21 protein-coding genes are annotated in these 25281 nt (G+C 65.9%); 11 read left to right on the top strand and 10 right to left on the bottom strand.

The annotated features are described in order from the left end of the window. The first annotated feature begins 11 nt into the window (after nt 1–11). From EPK82_RS16380 to EPK82_RS16365, 4 genes are all read left to right on the top strand, one after another. Entirely contained in the window at nt 12–1301 is a 1290-nt protein-coding gene (locus EPK82_RS16380; RefSeq protein ID WP_037047172.1) for a M18 family aminopeptidase, read from the top strand. Nucleotides 1302–1465: 164 nt separating this feature from the next. Then, nucleotides 1466–2053 (top strand): D-sedoheptulose 7-phosphate isomerase, encoded by a 588-nt coding sequence (lpcA, locus tag EPK82_RS16375; RefSeq protein ID WP_037047170.1) that lies wholly within the window; start codon nt 1466–1468, stop codon nt 2051–2053. Between the two features lie 241 nt (nt 2054–2294). Beyond that, nucleotides 2295–3167 (top strand): RNA ligase family protein, encoded by an 873-nt coding sequence (locus EPK82_RS16370; protein ID WP_134677313.1) that lies wholly within the window; start codon nt 2295–2297, stop codon nt 3165–3167. A gap of 1 nt (nt 3168) precedes the next feature. Beyond that, entirely contained in the window at nt 3169–4326 is a 1158-nt protein-coding gene (locus EPK82_RS16365) for an AAA family ATPase (protein WP_047591745.1), read from the top strand. Between the two features lie 7 nt (nt 4327–4333). Here the strand turns inward: EPK82_RS16365 and EPK82_RS16360 are convergent, their stop codons facing one another. Continuing rightward, nucleotides 4334–5083, bottom strand: coding sequence for an AraC family transcriptional regulator (locus EPK82_RS16360; protein ID WP_134677311.1), 750 nt, complete (start codon nt 5081–5083; stop codon nt 4334–4336). Between the two features lie 250 nt (nt 5084–5333). On the opposite strand from EPK82_RS16360, the gene EPK82_RS16355 reads away from it, so the two are divergent. The 3 genes from EPK82_RS16355 to EPK82_RS16345 all read left to right on the top strand — a co-directional run bounded on the left by EPK82_RS16355 (nt 5334) and on the right by EPK82_RS16345 (nt 9015). After that, a complete protein-coding gene (locus tag EPK82_RS16355; protein WP_134677309.1) occupies nt 5334–6038 on the top strand; it encodes a hypothetical protein in 705 nt (234 codons plus the stop codon). Between the two features lie 61 nt (nt 6039–6099). Then, nucleotides 6100–8496, top strand: a complete 2397-nt coding sequence (gene lon / locus EPK82_RS16350) for an endopeptidase La (protein WP_134677307.1) — start codon at nt 6100–6102, stop codon at nt 8494–8496. 126 nt (nt 8497–8622) lie between these two features. After that, entirely contained in the window at nt 8623–9015 is a 393-nt protein-coding gene (locus tag EPK82_RS16345; protein WP_037047429.1) for a protease inhibitor I42 family protein, read from the top strand. A gap of 270 nt (nt 9016–9285) precedes the next feature. Here EPK82_RS16345 and EPK82_RS16340 read toward each other — a convergent pair whose 3' ends face one another. From EPK82_RS16340 to kdgD, 8 genes are all read right to left on the bottom strand, one after another. Further along, nucleotides 9286–10047, bottom strand: coding sequence for an ABC transporter permease (locus EPK82_RS16340; RefSeq protein ID WP_134677305.1), 762 nt, complete (start codon nt 10045–10047; stop codon nt 9286–9288). Continuing rightward, a complete protein-coding gene (locus EPK82_RS16335; protein ID WP_047591735.1) occupies nt 10044–10973 on the bottom strand; it encodes an ABC transporter ATP-binding protein in 930 nt (309 codons plus the stop codon). Before EPK82_RS16335 ends, EPK82_RS16340 begins: the two co-directional genes overlap by 4 nt. Before the next feature lie 239 nt (nt 10974–11212). Further along, a complete protein-coding gene (locus EPK82_RS16330; RefSeq protein WP_134677303.1) occupies nt 11213–12151 on the bottom strand; it encodes a 2-hydroxyacid dehydrogenase in 939 nt (312 codons plus the stop codon). A gap of 58 nt (nt 12152–12209) precedes the next feature. Continuing rightward, entirely contained in the window at nt 12210–13628 is a 1419-nt protein-coding gene (locus EPK82_RS16325; RefSeq protein WP_134677301.1) for an FAD-binding oxidoreductase, read from the bottom strand. 1 nt (nt 13629) lies between these two features. Further along, nucleotides 13630–15186, bottom strand: coding sequence for a galactarate dehydratase (gene garD, locus EPK82_RS16320; protein WP_134677299.1), 1557 nt, complete (start codon nt 15184–15186; stop codon nt 13630–13632). Nucleotides 15187–15209: 23 nt separating this feature from the next. Continuing rightward, the gene (locus EPK82_RS16315; RefSeq protein ID WP_037047146.1) at nt 15210–16535 is read right to left on the bottom strand and encodes an MFS transporter; all 1326 of its coding nucleotides are present in this window, start codon (nt 16533–16535) and stop codon (nt 15210–15212) included. Nucleotides 16536–16590: 55 nt separating this feature from the next. Continuing rightward, nucleotides 16591–17940: a glucarate dehydratase gene (gudD, locus tag EPK82_RS16310; protein ID WP_134677297.1), complete on the bottom strand. Its 1350-nt coding sequence runs from the start codon at nt 17938–17940 to the stop codon at nt 16591–16593. 99 nt (nt 17941–18039) lie between these two features. Further along, complete coding sequence (kdgD, locus tag EPK82_RS16305; protein ID WP_037047142.1) at nt 18040–18951, bottom strand: 5-dehydro-4-deoxyglucarate dehydratase; 912 nt, start codon at nt 18949–18951, stop codon at nt 18040–18042. 546 nt (nt 18952–19497) lie between these two features. Here kdgD and EPK82_RS16300 point away from each other — a divergent pair. The 4 genes from EPK82_RS16300 (at nt 19498) to EPK82_RS16285 (ending at nt 24010) form a co-directional block, all read left to right on the top strand. Beyond that, entirely contained in the window at nt 19498–20892 is a 1395-nt protein-coding gene (locus EPK82_RS16300) for an enolase C-terminal domain-like protein (RefSeq protein WP_047588759.1), read from the top strand. A gap of 34 nt (nt 20893–20926) precedes the next feature. Next, nucleotides 20927–21904, top strand: a complete 978-nt coding sequence (locus EPK82_RS16295) for a tripartite tricarboxylate transporter substrate binding protein (protein WP_037047135.1) — start codon at nt 20927–20929, stop codon at nt 21902–21904. A 66-nt stretch (nt 21905–21970) separates the two neighbouring features. Beyond that, on the top strand, nt 21971–22480 hold the full coding sequence (locus tag EPK82_RS16290) for a tripartite tricarboxylate transporter TctB family protein (protein ID WP_134677295.1): 510 nt from the start codon (nt 21971–21973) through the stop codon (nt 22478–22480). Nucleotides 22481–22489: 9 nt separating this feature from the next. Beyond that, nucleotides 22490–24010 (top strand): tripartite tricarboxylate transporter permease, encoded by a 1521-nt coding sequence (locus EPK82_RS16285; RefSeq protein WP_047588753.1) that lies wholly within the window; start codon nt 22490–22492, stop codon nt 24008–24010. Nucleotides 24011–24067: 57 nt separating this feature from the next. On the opposite strand, the gene EPK82_RS16280 is transcribed toward EPK82_RS16285, so the two are convergent. Then, nucleotides 24068–25213 carry an L-talarate/galactarate dehydratase gene (locus tag EPK82_RS16280; RefSeq protein ID WP_134677293.1) on the bottom strand — a complete coding sequence of 382 codons (1146 nt, stop codon included), beginning with the start codon at nt 25211–25213 and terminating at the stop codon, nt 24068–24070. Nucleotides 25214–25281: the final 68 nt, after the last annotated feature.

Here is a 25281-nt window from a genome sequence, read left to right as displayed (position 1 = left end):
TGGAGCCATGCATGCGCGAAGAACTCAATATCGGGCTGATCGACTTTCTCAACGCCTCTCCCACGCCTTTCCACGCGACCACCAGCCTGGCCATGCGCCTGGAAGCGGCCGGTTATCGCCACCTGGACGAACGCGCGACCTGGCATCTCGAGACCGGCGGCCGCTACTACGTGACCCGCAACGACTCGTCGCTCATCGCCTTCAAGCTGGGCAAGCGCCCGGCCCTCGAAGGCGGCCTGCGCCTGGTCGGCGCCCACACCGACAGCCCCTGCCTGCGGGTGAAACCCAGCCCGGAGCTACAGCGCCAGGGCTACTTCCAGCTCGGCGTGGAGGTCTACGGCGGCGCCCTGCTCGCACCCTGGTTCGACCGCGACCTGTCGCTGGCCGGCCGCGTCACCTACCGGCGCGACGGCAAGGTGGAAAGCCAGCTGATCGACTTCTACCAGCCGATCGCCGTGATCCCCAACCTGGCCATCCACCTCAACCGCGAGGCCAACCAGGGTTGGGCGATCAACCCGCAGACCGAGCTGCCACCGATTCTCGCCCAGCTCGCCAGCAGCGAGACCGCCGACTTCCGCGCCCTGCTCGCCGAACAGCTGGCCATGGAGCATGACTTCAACCCGGACGCGGTGCTCGACTACGAGCTGAGCTTCTACGACACCCAGAGCGCCGCCGTCGTCGGCCTCAACCAGGACTTCATCGCCAGTGCGCGCCTGGACAACCTGCTGTCGTGCTACGCCGGTCTGCAGGCGCTGATCGACTCCAGCGACGAAGAAACCTGCGTACTGGTGTGCACCGATCACGAAGAGGTCGGCTCCTGCTCGGCCTGTGGCGCCGACGGCCCCTTCCTCGAACAGGTACTGCGCCGCGTCCTGCCGACAGGCGAGGGCTTCGTCCGCACCATCCAGCGCTCGCTGCTGGTCTCGGCCGACAACGCCCATGGCGTACACCCGAACTACGCCGACAAGCACGACGGCAACCACGGCCCGAAGCTCAACGCCGGCCCGGTGATCAAGATCAACAGCAACCAGCGCTACGCCACCAACAGCGAGACTGCCGGTTTCTTCCGCCACCTGTGCCTGGAGAACGAAGTACCGGTGCAGAGTTTCGTGGTGCGCAGCGACATGGGCTGCGGCTCGACCATCGGCCCGATCACCGCCAGCCAGCTGGGCGTGCGTACGGTCGATATCGGCCTGCCCACCTTCGCCATGCACTCGGTTCGCGAACTCGCCGGCAGCCATGACCTGGATCACCTGGTGAAGGTCCTGACCGCGTTCTATTCGAGCCCCGAGCTGCCCTGAAACCTGTTGAAATCCGCTGCGCTTCAGCCCTGCCGTGTTGCACCGGCTGAAGCGCCAGCCCGGTCGAAATGCCCATTTACAACGCGTAAACTCCGCTTTCTCGCCAGCTTTCGCCTTGCATGGCTCTGGCTCGCGAAACTGCCAAAGAGGTTCCAAGACCAGCCATGATCGAACATATCCGCAACAGCCTGCAGGAAGCCCAGCGCGCGCTGGAAGCCTTCCTCGGCAACGAACAGACCCTGGCCAACATCCAGCGTGCTGCCGAGCTGCTGGTCGAGAGCTTCGAGCACAAGGGCAAGGCCTTCTCCTGCGGCAATGGCGGCTCGATGTGCGACGCCATGCACTTCGCCGAGGAGCTGACCGGACGCTACCGCAGGAACCGCCCCGGCATCGCCGCCGTGTCGATCAGCGACCCCAGCCACATCAGCTGCGTGGCCAATGACTTCGGCTACGACTTCATCTTCTCGCGCTACATCGAGTCGCACGGCCGCGAAGGCGACGTGCTGATCGCCATCAGCACCAGCGGCAAGAGCCCCAACGTGGTCAAGGCCGCCGAAGCCGCCAAGGCGCTCGGCGTGAAGGTGATCGCCCTGACCGGCAAGCCCGGCTCGCTGCTGGAAGGCCTGGCCGACGTGTGCATCTGCGCCCCCGGCGGCGACTTCGCCGACCGTGTGCAGGAACTGCACATCAAGGTGCTGCACATCCTCATCGAGCTGATCGAACGCAAGCTGAGCCCGCAGAACTACGCCTGAAACGCCCTTCTCGCCCCTGGCCGTGCTTGACAACCGGCCAGGTTGGCGTTTGAATGCGCGCCCTTCGCTATTCAACCTATCTCCCAAGTGGTGAACGACGTGCCCTGCACCTGCCAACTCGCCTGATACCGACGACGGTCCATCGCGCCTGATGGCTGCCCGCGCACCTGCGCGGACGCTTCCCACGCCCTGCTGCTCGAGTCCTGTCGTCGGTTTTCCCTGATACCCAAGGAGAAAACCCATGAACATGGATTCATCGTGCAATCTGCACAACCTCGAACTGCACAAGTACCCACGCACACCGCATTTGCAAGGCTCGCGACTGCAGCCTGGCGACAGCAACGCCGACCAGGTGCGTTACCACGAACTGCATGGCCAGTGGCTGGTGGTCGAGGAAAAACTCGATGGCGCCAACGCCGGCATCAGCTTTTCCAGCGCCGGAGAGCTATTGCTGCAATCGCGCGGCCATTACCTTACCGGCGGCGGTCGCGAGCGGCAGTTCAATCTGTTCAAGCAGTGGGCCGTGGCCCACGAACGCTGGTTACTGGAACGCCTGGAAGACCGTTACGTGCTGTTCGGCGAATGGCTGCACAAGAAGCACTCGGTGTTCTACGACCAGCTGCCGCACTATTTCTGTGAGTTCGACATCTGGGACCGCGCCCAGGGGCTGTACCTCTCCACCGCAGCAAGGCGCTACCTGCTGCAGGACGGCCCGGTGCTGTCGGTACCGGTACTGCATGAAGGGCCGGCGCCCAGGCGCCTGGAAGACCTGCTGGAGCTGGTCGGCCACTCGCTGGCCAAGTCCGCAATCTGGCAGGAAACCTTCGAGGCAGCGGTGGCGCGTGAAGGACTGGACCTGCCTCGTGCCTGGCGTCAATGCGATCGCTCAAGCCTGATGGAAGGACTGTACCTCAAGGTGGAAGACGAGCACTGCACCCGTTCTCGCCTCAAATGGGTTCGCCAGGACTTCGTTCAGGCGATCGTCGACGCCGACCAGCACCACGCCAGCCAGCCTTTCATCGCCAACCAGCTGGCCACGCTGGCCGATCTTTATTCCCCTCGCCTGGCCCTGGACTGGAACGGCCCGCGTGAGGGTTACTCAGGGAGTTACTGAGATGGACATTCAACACTTGCAGCGCCTGGTGCCCGACGCGGGCCAGCGCTTCGACCCGGCAGCCTGCCTCGCGGCCATTCCGGCCCTCGGCCGGCTGGCCGAAACCCCGCAGGACGCCCATTACCATGCCGAGGGCAATGTCTGGATTCACACCTGCATGGTGGTCGAGGCGCTGCTCGAGCAGCGCGCGTACCAGCAAGCGACTGACGCGCAACGCTTCGTGCTGTTCTTCGCCGCCCTGCTGCACGACATCGCCAAACCGGATACCACGGTGATCGACAGCGAAAGCGGACGCATCGGCCAACCCGGCCACTCGCGGCGCGGCGCAGTGGACACGCGCCTGCTGCTCTGGCGCGCGGGCGTACCATTCGAGTGGCGCGAGCAGATCTGTCGGATCATCGCTGTGCACCAGTTGCCGTTCTTCGCCCTGGGCGATTCGCGTAGCGGTCACAGCGCCGAGTTCATCCTTCACAAGCTGTCGTGGGAGTTACCGGTGTGGATGCTCTGCGCAGTGGCCGAGGCCGACATGCAGGGCCGCGACTACATCGGCAAGGCCGCCGTACTCGACGACATCGAACTGTTTCGCCAGCTCGCCGCCGAGGAAGGCTGCCTGCACGGCCCGCGTGCCTATGCCGACGACTACACCCGCGTGCAGTACCTGCGTGGCGCCCGCGTGCATCCGGACTACGCCCTGCATGAGCCCTCGGGCTCGCAGGTGATCATGCTGTCCGGCATGCCCGCCAGCGGAAAGAATACCTGGGTCGAGCAGCAGCATCCGCAGCTGCCGGTGGTGTCCTTCGATGACGCACGCCAGCAGCTGGGCCTGCGCCACGGCGAGAACGAAGGCGCCGCAGCGCACCATGCGATCGAACAGGCCAAGGCGCTCCTGCGCGAACAACGCCCGTTCGTATGGAACTCCACCCACTTGTCGGCACAGATGCGCAAGAAGACACTCGACCTGCTTTACGCCTACCAGGCTCAGGTCGAGATCGTCTATCTGGAGATGCCCGAAGCGACCATCTTCCAGCGCAACAGGCAGCGCGATACCAGCCTGAGCAATGAAGCGCTGCGGCGCATGCTGTTCAAATGGGAAGTACCGCTACCGACCGAGGCGCACCGGGTACGCTACTGCACACAGGACGCGGAGCGCAGAAGGTGAGGTGACTTCAGGCGGCACGTACCCGCTTGGGCGTCAACCCCAGGTAGCGGCGCATCGCGGTGGTCAGGGCGCTCTGGCTGGAGAAGCCGCACTCTTCGGCGACCCGTACCAGCGGCAGGTTGCTCTCGCGCAGCAGGCGGGCAGCCCGGTCGAGACGGGTCTTGAGCAGGTACTGGTGCGGGGTGAGGCCGACGCTGTCCTTGAACTGCGCATGGAAGTGGCTCGGACTCAGGCACATCACCTGGGCCAGCTCGGCAACGCTGATGCGCCGCGCCAGGTGCTCGCCGATGTAGTGATCGAGGCGCTGCAGGTCCAGCGCGCCCTGTGCCGGACGACGCTGCTCGCCGAACAGCCGCAGGTGCAGCGCACGCAGCAGCACGCCGCCGATCGAACGCGCCAGGATCGAGTCGCTGCCGTAGCGCTCCAGCTCGGAGCCGGCGTAATTGAGCAGGTTCTGGAAGTCGACATCGAGCGCCGGGTAGCAGGGTTTCTCGAACAGGCGGTGAAGCAGTTCGAGGTCCTCGCTGGGCGTGTCCTGCTCGTCCAGGTCGAGAATCAGCATGCGATTCTCGCCCATGCCGGCGAACTGGTGAGCCGCATCCCCGGGCACCAGGCAGGCACGCATGCGGCAGACCTCCCCACCACGGCCACCGACCTCGAACTCGGCGCGACCGACCAGGGACATCACCAGTTGATGATGATCATGGGCATGTTCATGGGCCTGTTCATCCAGGCGGATCACACGGGCTTGCAACATAACGGCAGACTGACAGCACGAAACAAGGGTTGCACTTTACTCTTTTCCGCAAGAAAACGCCGCAACCACCCATCAGCAACAAGGTTGCACCTTTAGCAACCCAGGCACCATCAGGCACCCCGGCGCGGTCGCCTGCTCCATTTCCGTGCAGTGCGACAGGCGCGTACGGCCGGAATCCGCCCCCTCTGCGGCTGGCAGGGGAGTTGCTTCATCGAAGGATGAACCTGCACGCCGCCCCCCACGAGCCTCCATGAGTCATGCCACCCTCTTCGCCGTCACCCTGCTGATCACCCTGCTGGCATTGAGCTTCTGGCTGACTAAGCGCCAGGAGTCCCGCCAGCAGTCGGCACGCCTGCAGCAGCACAGGCAGGTCGCGCAGCGCTGCCTGGACCTGCTCCAGGCACTGCAGCTGCATCGCGGGCTGGGAGCCATGCAGGGTGCCGGGAAACTCGAGCAGCGCACGCGAGTGGCCCGGCAGCTCGACGACCTGTGGCTGAACTGGCCCGGCGCCAGCCTGCAGCTGCCAGCCCTGCAGCAGGACTGGCCGCAGCTACGGCGCAAGCCCGGCGACTTCGACGCGCATTGCCGCCTGATAGAAGCCCTGCTGGCGGTGATCGAACAGCTCGAAGACCGCCTCTATCGCCACGACCACCCTGCCATCCGCGGCCTGGGCGAAGCCTGCCGCTCGCTCGAGGACCTCTCTCGCCTGCGCGGCCTGGCGGTTCGCGCAGCGAGCTACGAGCGCTGTCCGCCGGGGCTGCAGATGCAGCTGCGCTTTCTCTGCGAGCGCCTGCTGAGCCAGCAGCAAGCGCCGCCGTTGCAGGCCCTGATCGAGCGCCTGCAGACCGAGCTGATCGAGTCCTCTCAGGTGCAACTGAGCCCGGATGACTGCTTCGCCCTGCTCACGCCGTTGATCGAACAACGCCTGCAGGGTATTCGCCTGGGCCTGGATTGAAGCGTTGAAAACCTGGCGCTGCCGCCCCATGTAGCAAGCAACGTGCAAGCAAAGGTGCTCCATGAACGATCAGGACATCCACCCCGAAGCAGTCGACGAAACCGTACAGCCTGGCGCGACCGGTCTGGTTCTGCCCGCGCAGCGACTGCCGGACAAGCTCTACATCATCCCCATCAACAACCGCCCGTTCTTCCCGGCGCAGGTCCTGCCGGTGATGGTCAACGAGCACCCATGGGGACGCACGCTCAAGCGCGTGGAGAATACCGAGCACAAATCCCTGGCGGTGTTCTACGTCGACACGCCGCCCGACGAGCACGGCGAGTTCGACCTCGACAGCCTGCCGGAGCACGGCACGCTGGTGCGCCTGCACCATGTCAGCGAGGAAGGCGGCAAGCTGCAGTTCGTCGCCCAGGGCCTGACCCGCGTGCGCATTCGGGGCTGGCTCAGCCGCCGTGGCCCGTACCTGGCCGAGGTGGAGTACCCGCAGGCGCCTGCCGATCCGCGCGACGAGGTCAAGGCGTACGCCATGGCGCTGATCAACGCGATCAAGGAACTGCTGCCGCTCAACCCGCTGTACAGCGAAGAGCTGAAGAACTACCTCAATCGCTTCAGCCCCAACGAGCCGTCGCCGCTCACCGACTTCGCCGCCGCCCTGACCACCGCCTCCGGCCATGAGCTGCAGGAGGTGCTGGACACCGTGCCCATGCTCAAGCGCATGGAGAAGGTGCTGCCGCTGCTGCGCAAGGAGGTCGAGGTCGGCCGCCTGCAGAAGGAGCTGTCGGCCGAGGTCAACAAGCAGATCGGCGAGCGCCAGCGCGAATTCTTCCTCAAGGAACAGCTGAAGCTGATCCAGCAGGAGCTGGGCATCAGCAAGGACGACAAGAGCGCCGACCGCGAAGAGTTTCTCGCCCGCCTGGAAGGCAAGACCCTGACGGCCGCCGCGCAGAAGCGCATCGACGAAGAACTGAACAAGCTGTCGATCCTGGAGGCCGGCTCTCCGGAGTATGCCGTCACGCGCAACTACCTCGACTGGGCCACCGCCCTGCCCTGGGGCGTCCAGGGCCAGGACAAGCTCGACCTCGGCCACGCGCGCAAGGTGCTGGACAAGCACCACGCCGGCATGGACGACATCAAGCAGCGCATCACCGAGTTTCTCGCGGTCGGCGCCTTCAAGGGCGAAATCGCCGGCTCCATCGTGCTGCTGGTCGGCCCGCCCGGCGTGGGCAAGACCAGCATCGGCAAGTCGATCGCCGAATCCCTCGGCCGGCCGTTCTACCGCTTCTCGCTGGGCGGCATGCGCGACGAGGCCGAGATCAAGGGCCACCGCCGCACCTACATCGGCGCCATGCCCGGCAAGCTCGTCCAGGCCCTCAAGGAAGCCGAGGTGATGAACCCGGTGATCATGCTCGACGAGATCGACAAGATGGGCACCAGCTACCAGGGCGACCCGGCCTCGGCATTGCTGGAAACGCTGGACCCGGAGCAGAACGTCGAATTCCTCGATCACTACCTGGACCTGCGCCTGGACCTGTCCAAGGTGCTGTTCGTCTGCACCGCCAACACCCTCGACTCGATTCCCGGGCCGCTGCTCGACCGCATGGAGGTGATCCGCCTGTCCGGCTACATCACCGAGGAAAAGCTGGCCATCGCCAAGCGCCACCTGTGGCCGAAGCAGCTGGAAAAGGCCGGCGTACCGAAATCACGCCTGGGCATCAGCGATGCCGCCCTGCGCGCGGTGATCGAGGGCTACGCCCGTGAAGCCGGCGTGCGCCAGCTGGAGAAGCAGCTGGGCAAGCTGGTGCGCAAATCCGTGGTGAAACTGCTGGACGACCCCGAGGCGAAGATCCGCATCGGTGCCAAGGACCTGGAAGAGGCCCTCGGCATGCCGGTGTTCCGCAACGAGCGGGTACTCGCCGGCACCGGGGTGATCACCGGCCTGGCCTGGACCAGCATGGGTGGCGCCACCCTGCCGATCGAGGCGACGCGCATCCACACCCTCAATCGCGGCTTCAAGCTCACCGGGCAGCTCGGCGACGTCATGAAGGAGTCGGCGGAGATCGCCTACAGCTACGTCAGCTCGCACCTGAAGCAGTTCGGCGGCGACCCGAGCTTCTTCGACCAGGCCTTCGTCCACCTGCACGTGCCGGAAGGCGCCACGCCCAAGGACGGTCCCAGCGCGGGGATCACCATGGCCAGCGCCCTGCTCTCCCTGGCACGCAACCAGGCGCCGAAGAAAGGCGTGGCCATGACCGGTGAACTGACCCTCACCGGCCAGGTCCTGCCGATCGGCGGTGTGCGCGAGAAGGTCATCGCGGCGCGCCGGCAGAAGCTGCATGAGCTGATCCTGCCGGAAGCCAACCGCGGCAGCTACGAAGAGCTGCCCGACTACCTCAAGGAAGGCCTGACGGTGCACTTCGCCAGACGCTTTGGCGACGTGGCCAAGGTGCTTTTCGAATAGCCGCTGACGGCCAGCTTCAAGCTGCAGGAAAGAGCGGCGCGCGCTTCGGCTTGTCGCGTGCAACCTGTAGCTTGAGGCTTGCTCGTGCGGCTATGCTGAGCCAGGTTTCATCGATTGGAGTTCATCATGCACGCCCCCTTGCGCCTGCTCACCCTGTCCGCCCTGGCACTGCTCACGGCCTGCGCCCATCAGTCCGGCACGCTGGAGCTGAAGAAGGATCGGCAGTGCCCACTGACGCTGACCAAGGGCCAGTTGCTGATTCTCAGCCTGCCCAGCAACCCCACCACCGGCTTCCGCTGGATGCTGCGCGACACGGCGACGAACGTGCTGCAAAGCCTTGGCCCGGAGGTTTACACCAACCCGGAGGATGCCGGTCTGGTGGGCGCAGGCGGTATCTCCACCTGGCGCTTCAGCGCCCGTGAGCCGGGCGAGGGACGCCTGCTGCTGACCTACCAGCAGCCCTGGGAGCCGAGCGTACCGCCCGCGGATACCTTCGACTGCGAACTGCGGGTGAAGTGAGACAGACGACTGCTCAGGCTGGATCGCGCCTTGTCGATCCAGCCGGGTGGTGGATGTGAAAAGCGACATCCAGCCTACGCCGTCTGTGAGAGGGCTTCAGCCGCGACGACTCGCAGGGCGGGTGCAACCCGCCACCTATTCATGGCGGGTTTCAGCCGCCCTACCGGCTGAACATGGGCAGGGCATGATGCCCTCGCGCCCTCGTTTCGCGGCTGCAGCCGCTCCTACAGTTTGAGGCTCGCACGACGTTAGCCGAGCACAGGCGCGGCATCAGCTCTTGAGGCGGTAACCGCTCTTGAAGATCCAGCCCACCAGGGCGATGCACAGCAGCAGGAAGCCCAGCACCATCGCCAGGCTGACGCCGACGTTGACGTCGGACACCCCGTAGAAGCTCCAGCGGAACGCACTGATCAGGTACACCACCGGATTGAACAGGGTCACTGTCTGCCAGGTCGGCGGCAACATGCTGATGGAGTAGAAGGCGCCGCCCAGGAAGGTCAGTGGCGTGACGATCAGCGCGGGCACGATCTGCAGCTTCTCCCAGCCATCGGCCCAGACGCCGATGATGAAGCCGAACAGGCTGAAGGTCAGCGCCGTGAGCAGCAGAAACGCCACCATCCACAGCGGGTGCTGGATCTCGAAGTCGACGAACAGCCGCGCCGTGATCAGGATCACCACGCCGAGGATCACCGACTTGGTCGCCGCCGCACCGACGTAGCCGATGAGAATCTCCAGGTAGGAGACGGGCGCCGAGAGAATCTCGTAGATGCTCCCCGAGTACTTGGGCATGTAGATGCCGAACGAGGCGTTGGAGATGCTCTCGGTCAGCAGCGCCAGCATGATCAGCCCGGGAATGATGAAGGCGCCGTAGCTCACCCCCTGCACCTGGGTCATGCTCGAGCCGATGGCCGAGCCGAACACCACGAAGTACAGCGACGTGCTGATCACCGGGGTGGCGATGCTCTGCAGCAGGGTGCGCCAGGTGCGCGCCAGCTCGAACAGGTAGATGGCCTTGATGGCATACAGGCTCATGCGCGCGCCTCCTTGATCAGACCGACGAAGATCTCCTCCAGCGAGCTCTGGCTCGACTGCAGGTCCTTGAAATCGATGCCGTGCTGCGCCAGATCACGCAGCAGTTCGGCGATGCCGGTGTTTTCGTGCTGGGCATCGAAGGTGTACACCAGCGCATGGCCCTGGTCCGCCAGTTCCAGGCCGTAGCGCGCCAGCTCCGCCGGCACGCAGGACAGCGGCTGCTGCAGTTGCAGGGTCAGCTGCTTCTTGCCCAGCTTGTGCATCAGCACCTGCTTGTCCTCCACCAGCACGATCCTTCCGGCGCTGATCACCCCGATGCGATCGGCCATTTCCTCGGCCTCCTCGATGTAGTGGGTGGTCAGGATGATGGTCACGCCGCGTTCGCGCAGGCGCCGCACCATGTTCCACATGTCGCGGCGCAACTCGACGTCGACGCCGGCGGTGGGCTCGTCGAGAAAGAGGATCTGCGGCTCATGGGAGAGCGCCTTGGCGATCATCACCCGGCGCTTCATGCCGCCGGACAGCTCCATGATCTTGGCGTTGCGCTTGTCCCACAGCGAGAGGTCCTTGAGCAGCTGCTCCAGGTAGGCCGGATCGGGCTTCTTGCCGAACAGGCCACGGCTGAACTTGACCGTGGCCCACACGGTTTCGAACACGTCGCTGACCAGCTCCTGCGGCACCAGGCCGATCTGCGAGCGGGCCGCACGGTAGTCGCGGACGATGTCCTTGCCGCCGACCAGCACCCTGCCCTCGCCGGGGTTGACGATGCCGCAGATGATGCTGATCAGGGTGGTCTTGCCGGCACCGTTGGGGCCGAGCAAGGCGAAGATCTCGCCCTGGCGGATGTCCAGGTCGATACCCTGCAGGGCCGGGTGGCCCGATGCATAGGTCTTGTTCAATTGTTCGATGGTAATGACCGACTGCACGGTGACTGATCCCTTGCCTGCGGAAAACACCGCAGTCTACAGGGCTTGTGCGGCCCGATCATCGCGCGGCATGAAAAACGGCGCACTTGTGGTGCGCCGGAATGCAGCAGGAGAGGAAAGAAACGATCGCCGCGCTTGTGGCGCGGCAACGATAGGCCAGGCAGCGATTGCCAACCCGGCGTATTCAGAACCGCAGGGCGGGTGAAACCCAGCGCCCTGGTTGGCGGGTTGCAGCCGCCCTACAGCGGAGTCAGCAGCGTGCCGGTGTCGATATAAGCACGCAGGTTGTCCAGCACCAGGTCGGCCATCTGCTGGCGTGTCTCGACACTGGCACTGCCGACGTGCGGCAGCAGCACCACGTTGTCCAGCTCGCGCAGCGCCGCCGGCACCTGGGGTTCCTGCTCGTAGACGTCCAGACCGGCCCCGGCGATCACATTGTTCTGCAAGGCGTCGATCAGCGCCGGTTCGTCCACCACCGAACCACGCGCCACGTTGATCAGGAAACCCTCGCTGCCCAGCGCCGCGAGCACCGCCGCGTCGATCAGGTGATGGGTCGCCTTGCCACCGGGGCAGGTCAGTACCAGGAAGTCCGCCCAGCGCGCCAGCGTCAGCAGATCCGGCTCGTGCTGGTAGCTGCTGCCCGCGACCGGGCGCCGGTTGTGGTAGCGCACCGACATGGAGAAGCCCGACGCCCGCAAGGCCACCGCCTCGCCGATGCGCCCCATGCCGACGATGCCCAGACGCTTGCCACTGACCCGCCGCCCCAGCGGGAACGCCGCACCGTTCCAGGCACCGCTGCGGGTAAAACGGTCGGACTCGCTCAGACGCCGGGCGCTGTCGAGCATCAGGCCGAAGGCCAGGTCGGCGACACAGTCGTTGAGCACATCCGGGGTGGTGCTGATGGCGATGCCGCGATCACGCAGCAGCTCCAGCGGATAGGGGTCGTAGCCAACGCCGAAACTGCTGATCACCTCGAGATTGGGCAGCAGCGCCAGCTGCTCGGCGCTGCAACCGAAGCGCGCCGACGACACCAGGTAGCGAAACCGCTCGCCCTGCTCACGCAGGAAGGCCAGCGGATCGGCCTGCTGCCACAGGGCGCTGACCTCGTACCGCTCGGCCAGCTCACGATTGAAACGCTCGCTCAGCGGCGCGACTTGCAACACTCGGACCTTGCTCATGATGCCTCCTCTCTCGTCGGTCTGTGGACGCCGTCAGCGGCGTGGATATCGGTCGGGTTCACAACAGCTTGCCCGGGTTCATCAGCCCGGCGGGATCGAGTGCCTGCTTGATGCTGCGCATCAGCTCCAGTTCCAGCGGCGCCTTGTAGTGCTGCGCCGCCGCACGCTTGGATTGCCCCAGGCCATGCTCGGCACTGATGCTGCCGTCATCCTCCAGGGTCGAGTCGTAGATCACCCGCATGATCGCCTCGGCCTGGGCCTTGAAGGGCGCATCGTCGCTGCCGGGCGGCTTGCTGATGTTGTAATGCAGGTTGCCGTCGCCGACGTGACCGTAGGCCACGATGCGCACGCCGGGAAAGGCCTGCTGCAGCGCCCGGTCGGTACGCGCGATGAAGTCGGGGATGCGGCTGACCGGCACGCTGATGTCGTGCTTGAGGCTCGGCCCCTCGTGGTTCTGCGCCTCGGAAATGCCTTCGCGCAGCGCCCACAGGGCCTCGACCTGGGCCTGGCTGCCAGCGACCACGGCGTCGAGCACCAGCGCCTGTTCGAAGGCTTCGCCCAGGCCCTGCTCCAGCAGGTCGTTCAACGCGGCATCGGGCTGGGTGTCGCTCAGCTCGATCAGGACGTACCAGGGATGCCCCTCGGCGAAGGGATCGCTGGAGCCCACGACATGGCGCAGGACGAACTCCAGGCTTTGCCGTGACATCAGCTCGAAGCCGGTCAGGCGGTCGCCGCACAGCCCGCGCATCTGCCCGAGCAACGTCACGGCTGCCTGCGGACTGGGCAGCGCAACCCAGGCGGTGGTCAGGCTGCGCAGCGCCGGGAACAGCTTGAGCACGGCAGCCGTGATGATGCCGAGCGTGCCTTCGCTGCCGATGAACAGCTGCTTGAGGTCGTAGCCGGTGTTGTCCTTGCGCAGGCCGCGCAGGCCATCCCAGATGCGCCCGTCAGGCAGTACCACCTCCAGGCCGAGCGCCAGGTCGCGCATGTTGCCGTAGCGCAGCACGGCCGTGCCGCCGGCGTTGGTCGCCAGGTTGCCGCCGACCGTGCAGCTGCCTTCGGCGCCCAGCGACAGCGGGAACAGACGACCGACCTCGGCTGCCGCGTCCTGCAGCTGCTGCAGGATCACCCCGGCCTCGACGGTGATGGTGGCGTTGGCCACATCCACCTCGCGAATGCGCTTCAGGCGGGTCAGCGACAGCACCATCTGCGCACCCGACGCATCCGGAATCGAGCCGCCACACAGGCCGGTATTGCCGCCCTGCGGCACCAGCGCGACGCCGGCCTGCGCGCACAGGCGAACCGCCGCCGCGACCTCCTCGGTCGTGCCCGGGCGCAACACCGCCGCAGCCTGGCCACGGTAGGCGTTGCGCCAGTCGCTGAGGTAGCTCTGCATGCGCTCGGCATCGGTGATCAGGCCGGCCTCGCCCAGTGCGTCGTGCAGGGCCGGGAGCAGGTCTTCGGGAAGTCGTGTCATCTCAGGTCACCGGCGCCGGGTTGAAGAGCACCAGGTCATTGTGCAGGCGCAGGCGCTCGGCACAGGCCTGCTTGCGGCCACTGGCGATGTCCAGGTAGAGCTGGAAGATGTGCCAGCCCATCTGTTCCAGGGTCATGCGTCCGGAGAGGATCTGCCCGGCGTCGACGTCGATCAGGTCGGGCCAGCGCTCGGCCAGCTGGGTGCGCGTGGCCACCTTGATCACCGGCACCATGGACAGCCCGTAGGGCGTGCCGCGCCCGGTGGTGAAGATATGCAGGTTCATCCCCGCCGCCAGCTGCAGCGTGCCGCAGATGAAGTCGCTGGCCGGCGTGGCGCAGAACCACAGGCCCTTGCCGCGAATGCGCTCGCCCGGCGCGACCACCCCGGCGATCGGGCTGTTGCCGGACTTGGCGATCGAGCCCATGGCCTTCTCGACGATGTTGTTCAGCCCGCCCTTCTTGTTGCCCGGCGTGGTGTTGGCACTGCGGTCGGCCATGCCGCGCTGCAGGTAGCGGTCGTACCAGTCCATCTCGCGGATCAGCGCATCGGCCACCTCGACGCTGGCGGCACGCGGAGTGAGCAGATGGATACCGTCACGCACCTCGGTGTTCTCGCTGAACATCACCGTGGCACCGGCGCGCACCAGCAGGTCGGCGGCCACGCCCAGGGCCGGGTTGGCGGTGATGCCGGAGAAGGCGTCGCTGCCGCCGCACTGCATGCCCACCACCAGCTCGCTCGCGGGCACCGTTTCGCGGCGGCGCAGGTCGAGGACCTGCAAGCGCGCCTCGATCATGCCCATGATCTGCTCGACCATGCCGGCGAAGCCGCTGCCGGAGTCCTGCAGACGGAACAGCCAGTCCTCCTCGTCCATGCCGTTGGTCAGCAGGTCGCCATCCATCAGCTGGCTGGCCTGCAGTTTCTCGCAGCCGAGGCTGATCACCAGCGCCTGGCCAGCGAAGTTGGGATTGCGGCTGATGTTGTACAGGGTGCGGATCGGCACCACGGCATCCGGCGCATTGATCGCCACGCCGCAGCCGTAGCTGTGCGACAGCGCCACCACATCATCGACGTTGGGGTACCTGGGCAAGAGTTCCCGGCGCACCCGCTCGACCACGTGGTCGAGCACGCCGACCACGCACTGCACGGTGGTGGTCACACCGAGGATGTTGCGGGTGCCGACACTGCCGTCCGGGTTACGGAAGCCCTCGAAGGTGTAGCCTTCCAGCGGCTCGCCGGGTGCGGCCTTGATGGTCGCCTTGGGCAGGTTGTCGAGCAGCGGCGGCTCGGGCATGCGCAGCACCTGCTCGGTGACCCAGCTGCCAGCGGCAATGGGCTCGAGGGCATAGCCGATGACCTCGCCGTAGCGCACCACCTCGCCGCCTTCGGCGATGTCCTGCAGCGCCACCTTGTGGCTCTGCGGAATGCCGCAGGTGGCCGTCAGGCCATCGTCGAAGCGGCCGCCGGCGGCCACACCCTGGTCGTTGACCACCACGCCGACGTTGTCGCTCGGGTGCAGGCGGATGTAACGGGGCGAATCCTGATGGGGAATCAACTGCATGGATGGGTTCTCCTGTTTTGCGCTCAGGCCGCCGCGCTGCGGCCATCGGCCGGCAGCTCGAGCCTGTGAATACGACCGACGATAAGGGTAAAGCCGACAACCGCGAGCAGGGCATTGGCGCCGACGTACAGCAGCGCGCCGTCGAACGAGCCGGTGAGGCTGACCAGGTAGCCGATGATGATCGGCGTGGTGATCGCCGCCAGGTTGCCGAAGGTGTTGAACAGCCCGCCGCACAGGCCGAGGATCTGCCGGGGCGCGGTGTCGGCGACCAGCGTCCAGCCCAGCGAGCCCAGGCCCTTGCCGAAGAAGGCCAGGGTCATCAGCGCCACCACCGCGGCGTCGCTCTCGACGAAGATACACAGCACCAGGCTGCACGACAGGAGCAGGCCGAACACGCTGGGCAGCTTGCGCGCCAGGGTCAGCGAATGGCCACGGCGCAGCAGGCCGTCGGACAGCAGCCCGCCGAGCACACCGCCGATGCAGCCACTGATGGCCGGCACCGCGGCGGCGAAACCGGCACCGACGATGCTCATGCCGCGAGCCTGGATCAGGTACACCGGAAACCAGGTGAGGAAGAAATAGGTGATGGCGTTGTTGCAGTACTGCCCCAGGTAGATGCCGAGCAGGGTGCGCTGGGTCAGCAGCAGGCGCAGGTGACGCCACTGCGGCCCCCCGGCGCCACTGCGCTGGTCGAGGTCGACCAGCGCCCCGCCCTGCTCCAGCAGCTGCAGCTCCGCCGCGCCCAGCAGCGGATGCTCGCGCGGGACGTAGAGGTTCTTCAGCCACAGCAGCGACAGCGCCAGGCCCAGGCAGCCGAGAATGATGAAGACGAATTGCCAGCCGAGGGCCTGCACCACCCAGCCCATCAGCGGCGCGAACAGGGCCGTGGCGGCGTACTGCGCCGAACCGGCGATGGCCGTGGCGGTGGCGCGCTCGGCCGAAGGGAACCAGGACGCCGTGACCCGGGCGTTGCCCGGAAAGCACGGCGCGCCAGCGAACCCCACCAGCAGGCGCAGGAGGAACAGACTGCTGACGGCCCAGGTGGTCGGCAACCAGCCGACGAAACCCTGCAGCAGGGTCAGCAGCGACCAGGCGAACAGTGCCAGGGTGTAGACCGGCTTGGTGCCGAAACGGTCGAACAGCCAGCCACCGGGAATCTGTCCGATCACATAGGCCCAGCCGAACGCCGAGAAGATATAGCCGAGGGCTACCGCATCGATACCCAGGCCGGCCTGCAGGGCAGTACCGGCAATGGACAGGCTGGAGCGGTCGGCAAAGGTGACCGTGGTCACCAGGAACAGCATCAGCAGGATGCGGTAACGCACCCGGCCGGATTGGGCGGCTTGCATCTGGACGACTCGCGGCAGGCTGGCAAAGCCCGGCCTCGGGGCCGGGCCTGCCGATTCAACGCACCAGGCAGGGCTTCTTGTTGTTGAAGCTCCAGCCCGGAATCAGGTACTGCATGGCGCTGGCGTCGTCGCGCGAGCCCAGGCCCCTGGCCTTGTACAGCTCGTGCGCCTGCGCCAGCGCATCCCAGTCCAGCTCAACGCCCAGGCCAGGGCTCGATGGCACCTGTACCAGGCCACCTTCGATGCGCAGCGGGTTGCGCGTCAGGTGCTGGCCGTCCTGCCAGATCCAGTGGGTGTCGATGGCCGTGACGCGTCCCGGCGCCGCAGCGGCGACGTGGGTGAACATGGCCAGGGAGATGTCGAAGTGGTTGTTGGAGTGCGAGCCCCAGGTCAGTCCCCAGTCGTTGCACATCTGCGCCACGCGCACGGAGCCGGCCATGGTCCAGAAATGCGGGTCGGCCAGGGGGATGTCCACCGATTGCAGGGAGATGGTGTGGCCCATCTGCCGCCAGTCGGTGGCGATCATGTTGGTCGCGGTCGGCAGGCCGGTGGCACGACGGAACTCGGCCATCACCTCCCGTCCGCTGTAGCCGTTCTCGGCGCCACAGGGGTCCTCGGCATAGGCCAGCACACCATGCAGGTCGCGGCACAGGGCAATGGCTTCGTCCAGCGACCAGCCGCCGTTGGGGTCGAGGGTCACACGCGCCTCCGGGAAGCGCGCCGCCAGGGCACGAATCGCCTCGACCTCGGCCTCGCCATGGAGCACGCCGCCCTTGAGCTTGAAATCGTTGAAGCCATAGCGGGCGTGCGCGGCCTCGGCCTGACGGACGATGGTCTCCGGGGTCAGCGCGGTCTGGTTGCGCACACGGAACCATTCGTCATCGGCCTCGGCCTCGTCGCGGTAGCCGAGATCGGTCTTGCCCTTGTCGCCGACGAAGAACAGGTAGCCGAGCATCTCCACCGCGTCGCGCTGCTGGCCCTCGCCGAGCAGCGCCGCCACCGGCACGCCGAGGTGCTGGCCGAGCAGGTCGAGCAACGCCGACTCCAGCGCGGTGACCGCATGGATGGTGATGCGCAGGTCGAAGGTCTGCAGGCCACGGCCACCGCTGTCGCGGTCGGCGAAGGCACGGCGCACCTGGTTGAGCAACGCGTTGTAGTTGCCGACCGGCTGGCCGACGAGAAGCGCGCGGGCGTCTTCGAGGGTCTTGCGAATGCCCTCGCCGCCGGGGACTTCGCCGACACCGACGTGACCGGCGCTGTCCTTGAGAATGAGGATGTTGCGGGTGAAATACGGACCATGGGCACCGCTCAGGTTGAGCAGCATGCTGTCCTGACCGGCGACCGGTACGACTTGCAGCTCGGTGATCAGCGGGGTGCCGATGGCGGCAGGCGTCTGTGAATTCATCAAGGTTACCCTGTTGTTCTTATGGGGTTCGACGAACAGCGGGCCGTTGCCCCGTCGAGGGGACAACGGCATGCGGGGGCCCTAGGGCACCCGTGGCGCTTACTGCGCGCCTTGCGCTTCGATCAGCTTGGCCAGCGCTTCGTATTCTTCCGGCAGCAGGTCGGTCAGCGGCGCACGCACCGGGCCGGCATCGTAGCCGACGATCTTGGCACCGGCCTTGACGATACTCACGGCGTAACCGGCACGGCGGTTGCGGATATCCAGGTACGGCAGGAAGAAGTCATCGATCAGCTTGCCGACAGTGGCGTGGTCATCGGCGGCAATCGCCTTGTAGAAGGCCATCGCGGTTTTCGGGATGAAGTTGAACACCGCCGAGGAATAGACCGGCACACCCAGGGCCTTGTAGGCAGCGGCATAGACTTCGGCTGTCGGCAGGCCGCCGAGGTAGGTCAGACGCTCGCCCAGGCGGCGACGGATCGACACCATCAGCTCGATGTCACCCAGGCCATCCTTGTAGCCGATCAGGTTCGGGCAGCGCTCGGCGACCTGCTCCAGCAGGCTGGCATTGAGGCGGCAGACGTTACGGTTGTAGACCACCACGCCGATGTTCACCGACTTGCACACCTGCTCGACATGAGCGGCGACGCCCTCCTGAGAGGCTTCGGTCAGGTAGTGCGGCAGCAGCAGCAGCCCCTTGGCGCCCAGGCGCTCGGCTTCCTGAGCCATCTGGATGGCCACGCGGGTCGGGCCACCCACGCCGGCGAGGATCGGCACGCTCTTCTCGCAGGTATCCACGGCCGTCTTGATCACGGCGCTGTACTCGCTCGGCGCCAGGGAAAAGAACTCGCCGGTGCCACCGGCAGCGAACAGGGCGGATGCACCGTAGGGTGCCAGCCACTCCAGGCGGCGCACGTAGCCCGCCTGATGGAAATCACCGGCAGCATCGAAGTCGGTCACGGGGAAAGACAGCAGACCGGAGGAGAGGATGGACTTAAGTTCTTGTGGATTCATTATGCGAACACCCTGTAAAGCGAGTTGTGAGGAATGACGTCAGCCGCAGCTGTAGAGATACGTTATCGTACAACAACAAAAAAAACACCAGTTTTTATACCCTCCGTTCGTCGCCCATCCCGGCGCCATTTCCCTCATCCCCGGAAAAACCTGCCCTAGACGGCAAAGCCAGACGTAAACAGGTCCCGACCAAGAGGTCAAGGCAGATGGCAACGCAATCATCGAGACGCATGAGGAGCGTTGACAGGCCAGGAACAGGCTGGTACTAATTTCACCAAGTCATACGACAACCTATGACATTCCAATAAAAACAAGCGAGGCCCGGGTCATGTCATCGACCGTCACTGCCGCTCACCTCCCCTGCGCCAGCGCCCGCGCTGCAGCCAGCGATTGCCCGCAGCGTACGCCCCAAGCCGGCTTCGCGGCCATCTTCGCCCCTGCTCTCACGCCTTGCAGCCCCGCGCCCCTGCCGGCCGTGCTGCTCGACTGAACCGCCCCCTTGCCATAGCGGCCGAGGGCCGCGCCCAGTTCGGAGCCCCTGCCAAGATGTACGAAGCCTCCTCCACCAGCACGCCACATGTCATCGAGATGCAGGTCATTCCTGTTGCCGGCCATGACAGCATGCTGCTCAACCTGTGCGGCGCTCACGCCCCCTATTTCACGCGCAACCTGGTGCTGCTCAGGGACAATGCAGGCCGTGTCGGTTGTGGTGAAGTCCCTGGCGGCGAAGGTATCCGCCAGGCGCTGGAGCGCTGCCGCGAGCTGGTGATCGGCCAGCCGGTCGGGCGCTACAACCGCGTGCTCAATCGCCTGCGCCAGGCGATCGCCGGGCCGGGCAAAGGGCCGCAGACCACCCAGCACCAGGTCACCTCGGAATCCGAAGCACGGGTGCTGAAGCAGCCCCACGAAATCAACCTGCGCCTGGACAACGTGATCACCGCCGTCGAGGCGGCCCTGCTCGACCTGCTCGGCCAGCATCTCGACGTCCCCGTCGCCGAGCTGCTCGGCAGCGGTCAGCAGCGCGACCGCGTGCCGATGCTGGCGTACCTCTTCTACATAGGCGAGCGCCAGCGTACCGACCTGCCCTACCTCAGCGGCCAGGGTTCGAGCGATGACTGGTACCACCTGCGCCACCAGGCCGCGCTGACGCCCGAGGCGATCGCCCGCCTGGCCGAAGCCGCGCATGCCCGCTATGGCTTCAACGACTTCAAGCTCAAGGGCGGCGTGATGCACGGCGCCGAAGAGATGGACGCCATCCGCGCGATCAAGGCGCGCTTCCCGGATGCGCGCGTGACCCTCGACCCCAATGGCGCCTGGTCGCTGGAGCAAGCCATCGCCCTGTGCCAGGGCCAGGGTCATGTGCTGGCCTATGCCGAAGACCCCTGCGGGCCGGAGAACGGTTACTCGGGCCGCGAAGTGATGGCCGAGTTCAAGCGCGCCACCGGCATTCCCACCGCCACCAACATGGTCGCCACCGACTGGCGCCAGATGGGCCACTCGCTGCGCCTCGAAGCCGTCGACATCCCGCTGGCCGACCCGCACTTCTGGACCATGCAGGGCGCCGTGCGCCTCGGCCAGGTGTGCGAGGAATTCGGCCTGACCTGGGGCTCGCACTCCAACAACCATTTCGACATTTCCCTGGCCATGTTCACCCATGCGGCAGCCGCCGTACCGGGCCGCGTCACCGCCATCGACACGCACTGGATCTGGCAGGAAGGCAGCGAGCGCCTGACCCGTGAACCCTTGCAGATCGTCGCGGGTCAGGTGGAGGTCCCCGACAAGCCCGGCCTCGGCATCGAGCCGGACATGGAGCGGATCATGGCCGCCCACGAGCTTTACAAGAAAGTGGCCAATGGCGCGCGTGACGACGCCATGGCCATGCAGTACCTGGTTCCGGGTTGGCAATACGACCCGAAACGTCCCAGCCTCGGCCGCAACTGACTCAAGCGGCTTTCATCCACACCGGAGTATTCCAATGAAAAAAACATTCCGCGCCTCCCTCCTTTCTGCCCTGGTCGGCATCGGTGCCCTGGTCACCCACGCCGCGACGTTCGCCGATGAGGTCAACTGGCCGACTCGTCCGATCCAGGTGGTGGTCATCGCCAACCCCGGCGGCGACACCGACTTCAATGCCCGCACCATGGCCAAGTACTTCAACCAGATCACCGGCAAGACCATGGTCGTGACCAACGTCGCCGGAGGTGGTGGCACCCTGGCCGCCGAACAGGTCAAGGGCGCCGCAGCGGATGGCAACACCATTCTCTTCACCCACCCGGGCCAACTGATCGTCAACGAAGTGGCCGGGCTCACCGAAGACAGCTACGAGACCTTCGATATCGCCTGCATCGCCGGCGTCGACAAGAGCACCGTGTTCGTCGCCTCCAAGCAGTCCGGCGTGACCAGCATGCAGGACCTGGTCGACAAGTCGAAAGCCAACCCCGGCAGCATCACCTATGGCACCGAGATGGGCAGCTTCTCGCACATCCAGGGCCTGATGCTGGAGAAACTGACCGGCGCCAAGCTGAAGATGGTCGACGGCGGCACCGTGTCCGACCGCGTGGTCGGTATGCTCGGCGGCCGCCTGGACATGGGCGCGATCACCTACGGTTCGGTGCAGGACTACGTCAAAGGTGGCCAGATGGTCGCCCTGGGCCAGCCCAACGCCGAGCGCAACGCCATGCTGGGCGAGGTGCCGACCCTCAAGGAGCAGGGCCTCGACATCACCATGGACAAGCCCTATGTGGTCGCCTTCCCGAAAGGCACCGACCCGGCCATCGTCAAGAAGATGTCCGACCTGATGAAGCAGATCACCGAAGTGCCCGCGTACGCCGAGGACCTGAAGAAGTTCAAACAGCCGGTATCCTACTTCGCCACCGAGGATGCGAAAGCGATCCTGGCCAAGACCCGCGAAGACTTCATGCAGTTCAAGGATGACCTGCGCAAGGCCAAGTAAGCCCTAACGCAACACCGGCCCGTGTCGATCCGGCCGGTGTTGCACCTCAGAACATCGAGGTACGCGATGAACACCCTGAACAAGAAAGAACTGCTCATTGGCGTCGCCATGCTCGGCGCCAGCCTGGCCTATCTGGTGATGGCCAAACAGCTGCCAGGCCATGAAGGTGTGGACGCCGCCACCGTTCCCACCCTCCTGGCCGGATTCCTGTCGCTGCTGGGCGTCATGCAACTGATCAGCGCCTTTTCCAGCAAACCCCGTGTGGCAGGCGAAACGCCAAGCCAGCCTGCGGGCAAGAACGAAGAGCCGGCACCCGGCATCATCGAACCGAAGACCGTCATCAAGACCCTGCTGCTGATCCTGGGCTACATCGCCCTGCTCGGCCCCGTGGGCTTTCCGCTGATGACCGTGGTCTACCTCTACCTGCAGTTCATCGTGCTGACTCCGGTGAACCAGAAGATTCGCCACCTGAGCTACCTGCTGATTGCCGTGGTCAGCTCCGCCGCCATTTTCCTGCTGTTCCGCGAGGCCTTCGACCTGATGCTGCCCGCTGGCCTGCTGAACAACTTCCTCTGAGGATCGACCATGCTCGAATTACTCCAGCAAGGCTTCGGTGCCGTCTTCTCCATCCATATCCTGATGCTGATGGCCGTTGGCGTGGCCATGGGCATCGTCTTCGGCGCCGTACCAGGGCTGTCCGCCACCATGGCGGTGGCGCTGTGCCTGCCGCTGACCTTCACCATGGGACCGCAGGCGGGCCTTTCGCTGCTGGTGGCGCTGTTCATCGGGGCGACCTCGGGCGGCCTGATTTCGGCGATCCTGCTGAAGATTCCCGGAACGCCCTCCTCCATCGCCACGGTGTTCGACGGCGGCCCGCTGATGGAGAAAGGCGAAGGGGTCAAGGCACTCGGTGTCGGCATCGTCTTCTCCTTTCTCGGCACCATCTTCAGCATCGTCGCGCTGATGTTCATCGCGCCGCAGCTGGCCAAGGTGGCGCTGAGTTTCGGCCCGCACGAATACTTCGCCATCGCCGTATTCTCCCTGACCCTGATCGCCACCCTGTCGGCCGGTTCCATGGTCAAGGGCCTGTTCGCCGGCGCCCTGGGGATCGCCGTCTCCACGGTCGGCATTGCCCCCGTGGAGGCCATCCGCCGCTTCACCTTCGGCATCAATGAACTCAACGGTGGCTTTTCCATGCTCACCGTGATGATCGGCATGTTCGCCGTGGCCGAGATCATCAAGCTTGCCGAGAGCGGTCGCCATGCGGTGCAGGGCAAGGCCAGGTCGGTGAGCATGAAGAACATCAAGGGCTTCGGTTTCTCGCTCAAGGAGTTCCGCGAGCAACTGCCCAACGCCGCCCGCTCCGGAGCGATCGGCCTGGGCATCGGCATCCTCCCCGGCATCGGCGCCGGCACCTCCAACCTGGTGTCCTACATCATCGCCAAGAAGCGCGCCAAGGATGGTGATACCTACGGCAAGGGCAACATCGGCGGCGTGGTGGCCAGCGAAACGGCCAACAATGCCGGGGTCGGTGGCGCCATGATGCCGCTGATGACCCTGGGCATACCCGGCGACACCGTGACCGCGATCATGCTCGGCGGCTTCCTCATCCACGGCATCCAGCCCGGTCCGCTGCTGTTCATCAGCCAGGGGCCGCTGGTGTACACCATCTTCGCCGCGCTGATCGTCGCCACCTGCATGATGCTGTTCATGGAGTTCTACGGCCTGCGCCTGTTCATCAAGCTGCTCGACGTGCCCAAGCACATCCTCCTGCCGATCATCCTGGTGCTCTGCGTGGTCGGTGCCTTCGGCCTGTCCAGCCGCCTGTTCGATGTCTGGTCGATCCTGCTGTTCGGCCTGCTCGGCTACGGCTTCGTCAAGGCCGGCATGCCGGCGGCGCCGTTCATCATCGGCTTCATCCTCGGGCCGATGGCGGAGACCAACCTGCGCCGGGGCCTGATGCTGTCGGACGGCAACTTCGCCGACTTCTTCACCAACCCCATCGCCGGCACCTTCCTCGGCCTGGCCCTGGCATTCGTGCTCTGGCAGGTGTTCAGCGCGCTGCGCCCGAAGCCCAGCGCGATCAACGAGATCCTCCGCACCTGACGCCTGCGAGGGGCGCGGAAGGGGTCGCCGACGCGGGTTGGCGACCCCTTCTGTCGTTCAGCGGCGCTGCCCGAAAGCCTGTTGCGCCAGCGTCCAGCCGGCGACCCGCTCACTGAGCGTCAGCCCCAGCCCTGGGCGCATCGGCACCTGCATGCAGCCATCGGCGATCTGCAGACGCTCCTCGAACAGCGGCTCCAGCCATTCGAAGTGCTCGACCCAGGTGGCGTGCTCGTAGGCGGCCGCCAGGTGGATATGGATCTCCATGACGAAATGCGGCGCCATGACCATGCCGCGCCGGCGCGCCGCCTCGGCCACCTGCAGGAATGGCGTGATCCCACCGACACGCGGGGCGTCGTGCATGATCACGTCCACCGCGCCCTGCTCGATGTAGGCACAGGCCTCGGCCGCGCTGCTGAGCATCTCGCCGCTGCCAACCGGCGTGACCAGCTGCGCCGACAGCGCGGCATGCCCCGCCAGATCGTGGGCGTCCAGCGGCTCCTCGATCCACACCAGGTTCAGCTCCTCCAGCGCCTTGCCCATGCGCAGCGCCGTGGTGCGGTCCCACTGCTGGTTGACGTCGACCATCAGCGCGACGTCATCGCCCAGCGCCCGGCGCAAGGCCTGCACGCGGCGCAGGTCTGCGGCCTGGTCCGGCTGGCCGACCTTGAGCTTGACCCCACCGATGCCGCGCGCCAGCGACTGGCCGGCACGCTCGATGACCTCCTCGATGGGGGCCTGCAGGTAGCCTCCGGAGGTGTTGTAGCAAGGCACCGCCTCGCGCTGGGCGCCGAGCAGCTTGGCCAGCGGCAGCCCCGCACGGCGCGCCTTGAGATCCCACAGCGCGCTGTCGAACGCCGCGATGGTCTGCACCGCCAGGCCGCTGCGACCGATGGAGGCACTGGCCCAGCTCAGCTTGCTCCACAGCCGGGCGATATCGTTGGGGTCCTCGCCGATCAGCAGCGGCGCCAGCTCCAGCGCCTGTGCGTACTGCGCCGGGCCGCCGGTACGCAGGGTGTAGGTGAACCCCAGGCCGTGCTGGCCCTGTTCCGTCTGCAGCTCGACGAACAGCAGGCTGACAGCCGCCAGCGGCAACTGGCGCCCGGTGGACACCTTGGCATCGCTCACGGCCCGCGCCAGCGGCAGCTCGACGGAACGCAGACCGACCCAGCGCACGGGGTCGGGGTTGTAACGCTCGATACTCATCCTCTTCTCCTCGATCAGGGCCGGCAAGGCAGCGCCGGCCGGTCGATGATGGACGCGAGAATTGATAC

Origin of the sequence: Ectopseudomonas khazarica (genome assembly GCF_004521985.1) — a bacterium.
Lineage (GTDB): Bacteria > Pseudomonadota > Gammaproteobacteria > Pseudomonadales > Pseudomonadaceae > Aquipseudomonas > Aquipseudomonas khazarica.
This window is presented reverse-complemented; position numbering and strand designations above follow the sequence as displayed.

Bases quoted from the DNA above. Each gene is read 5' to 3' on its own strand.
- kdgD (WP_037047142.1), bottom strand. From the start codon at position 18,951: ATGAATCCACAAGAACTTAAGTCCATCCTCTCCTCCGGTCTGCTGTCT.
- EPK82_RS16340 (WP_134677305.1), bottom strand. From the start codon at position 10,047: ATGAGCCTGTATGCCATCAAGGCCATCTACCTGTTCGAGCTGGCGCGC.
- EPK82_RS16360 (WP_134677311.1), bottom strand. From the start codon at position 5,083: ATGTTGCAAGCCCGTGTGATCCGCCTGGATGAACAGGCCCATGAACAT.
- EPK82_RS16285 (WP_047588753.1), top strand. From the start codon at position 22,490: ATGCTCGAATTACTCCAGCAAGGCTTCGGTGCCGTCTTCTCCATCCAT.
- EPK82_RS16380 (WP_037047172.1), top strand. From the start codon at position 12: ATGCGCGAAGAACTCAATATCGGGCTGATCGACTTTCTCAACGCCTCT.
- EPK82_RS16365 (WP_047591745.1), top strand. From the start codon at position 3,169: ATGGACATTCAACACTTGCAGCGCCTGGTGCCCGACGCGGGCCAGCGC.
- EPK82_RS16280 (WP_134677293.1), bottom strand. From the start codon at position 25,213: ATGAGTATCGAGCGTTACAACCCCGACCCCGTGCGCTGGGTCGGTCTG.
- EPK82_RS16325 (WP_134677301.1), bottom strand. From the start codon at position 13,628: ATGACACGACTTCCCGAAGACCTGCTCCCGGCCCTGCACGACGCACTG.
- lpcA (WP_037047170.1), top strand. From the start codon at position 1,466: ATGATCGAACATATCCGCAACAGCCTGCAGGAAGCCCAGCGCGCGCTG.
- EPK82_RS16295 (WP_037047135.1), top strand. From the start codon at position 20,927: ATGAAAAAAACATTCCGCGCCTCCCTCCTTTCTGCCCTGGTCGGCATC.
- EPK82_RS16330 (WP_134677303.1), bottom strand. From the start codon at position 12,151: ATGAGCAAGGTCCGAGTGTTGCAAGTCGCGCCGCTGAGCGAGCGTTTC.
- gudD (WP_134677297.1), bottom strand. From the start codon at position 17,940: ATGAATTCACAGACGCCTGCCGCCATCGGCACCCCGCTGATCACCGAG.
- lon (WP_134677307.1), top strand. From the start codon at position 6,100: ATGAACGATCAGGACATCCACCCCGAAGCAGTCGACGAAACCGTACAG.
- EPK82_RS16355 (WP_134677309.1), top strand. From the start codon at position 5,334: ATGAGTCATGCCACCCTCTTCGCCGTCACCCTGCTGATCACCCTGCTG.
- EPK82_RS16370 (WP_134677313.1), top strand. From the start codon at position 2,295: ATGAACATGGATTCATCGTGCAATCTGCACAACCTCGAACTGCACAAG.
- EPK82_RS16300 (WP_047588759.1), top strand. From the start codon at position 19,498: ATGTACGAAGCCTCCTCCACCAGCACGCCACATGTCATCGAGATGCAG.
- garD (WP_134677299.1), bottom strand. From the start codon at position 15,186: ATGCAGTTGATTCCCCATCAGGATTCGCCCCGTTACATCCGCCTGCAC.
- EPK82_RS16345 (WP_037047429.1), top strand. From the start codon at position 8,623: ATGCACGCCCCCTTGCGCCTGCTCACCCTGTCCGCCCTGGCACTGCTC.
- EPK82_RS16315 (WP_037047146.1), bottom strand. From the start codon at position 16,535: ATGCAAGCCGCCCAATCCGGCCGGGTGCGTTACCGCATCCTGCTGATG.
- EPK82_RS16290 (WP_134677295.1), top strand. From the start codon at position 21,971: ATGAACACCCTGAACAAGAAAGAACTGCTCATTGGCGTCGCCATGCTC.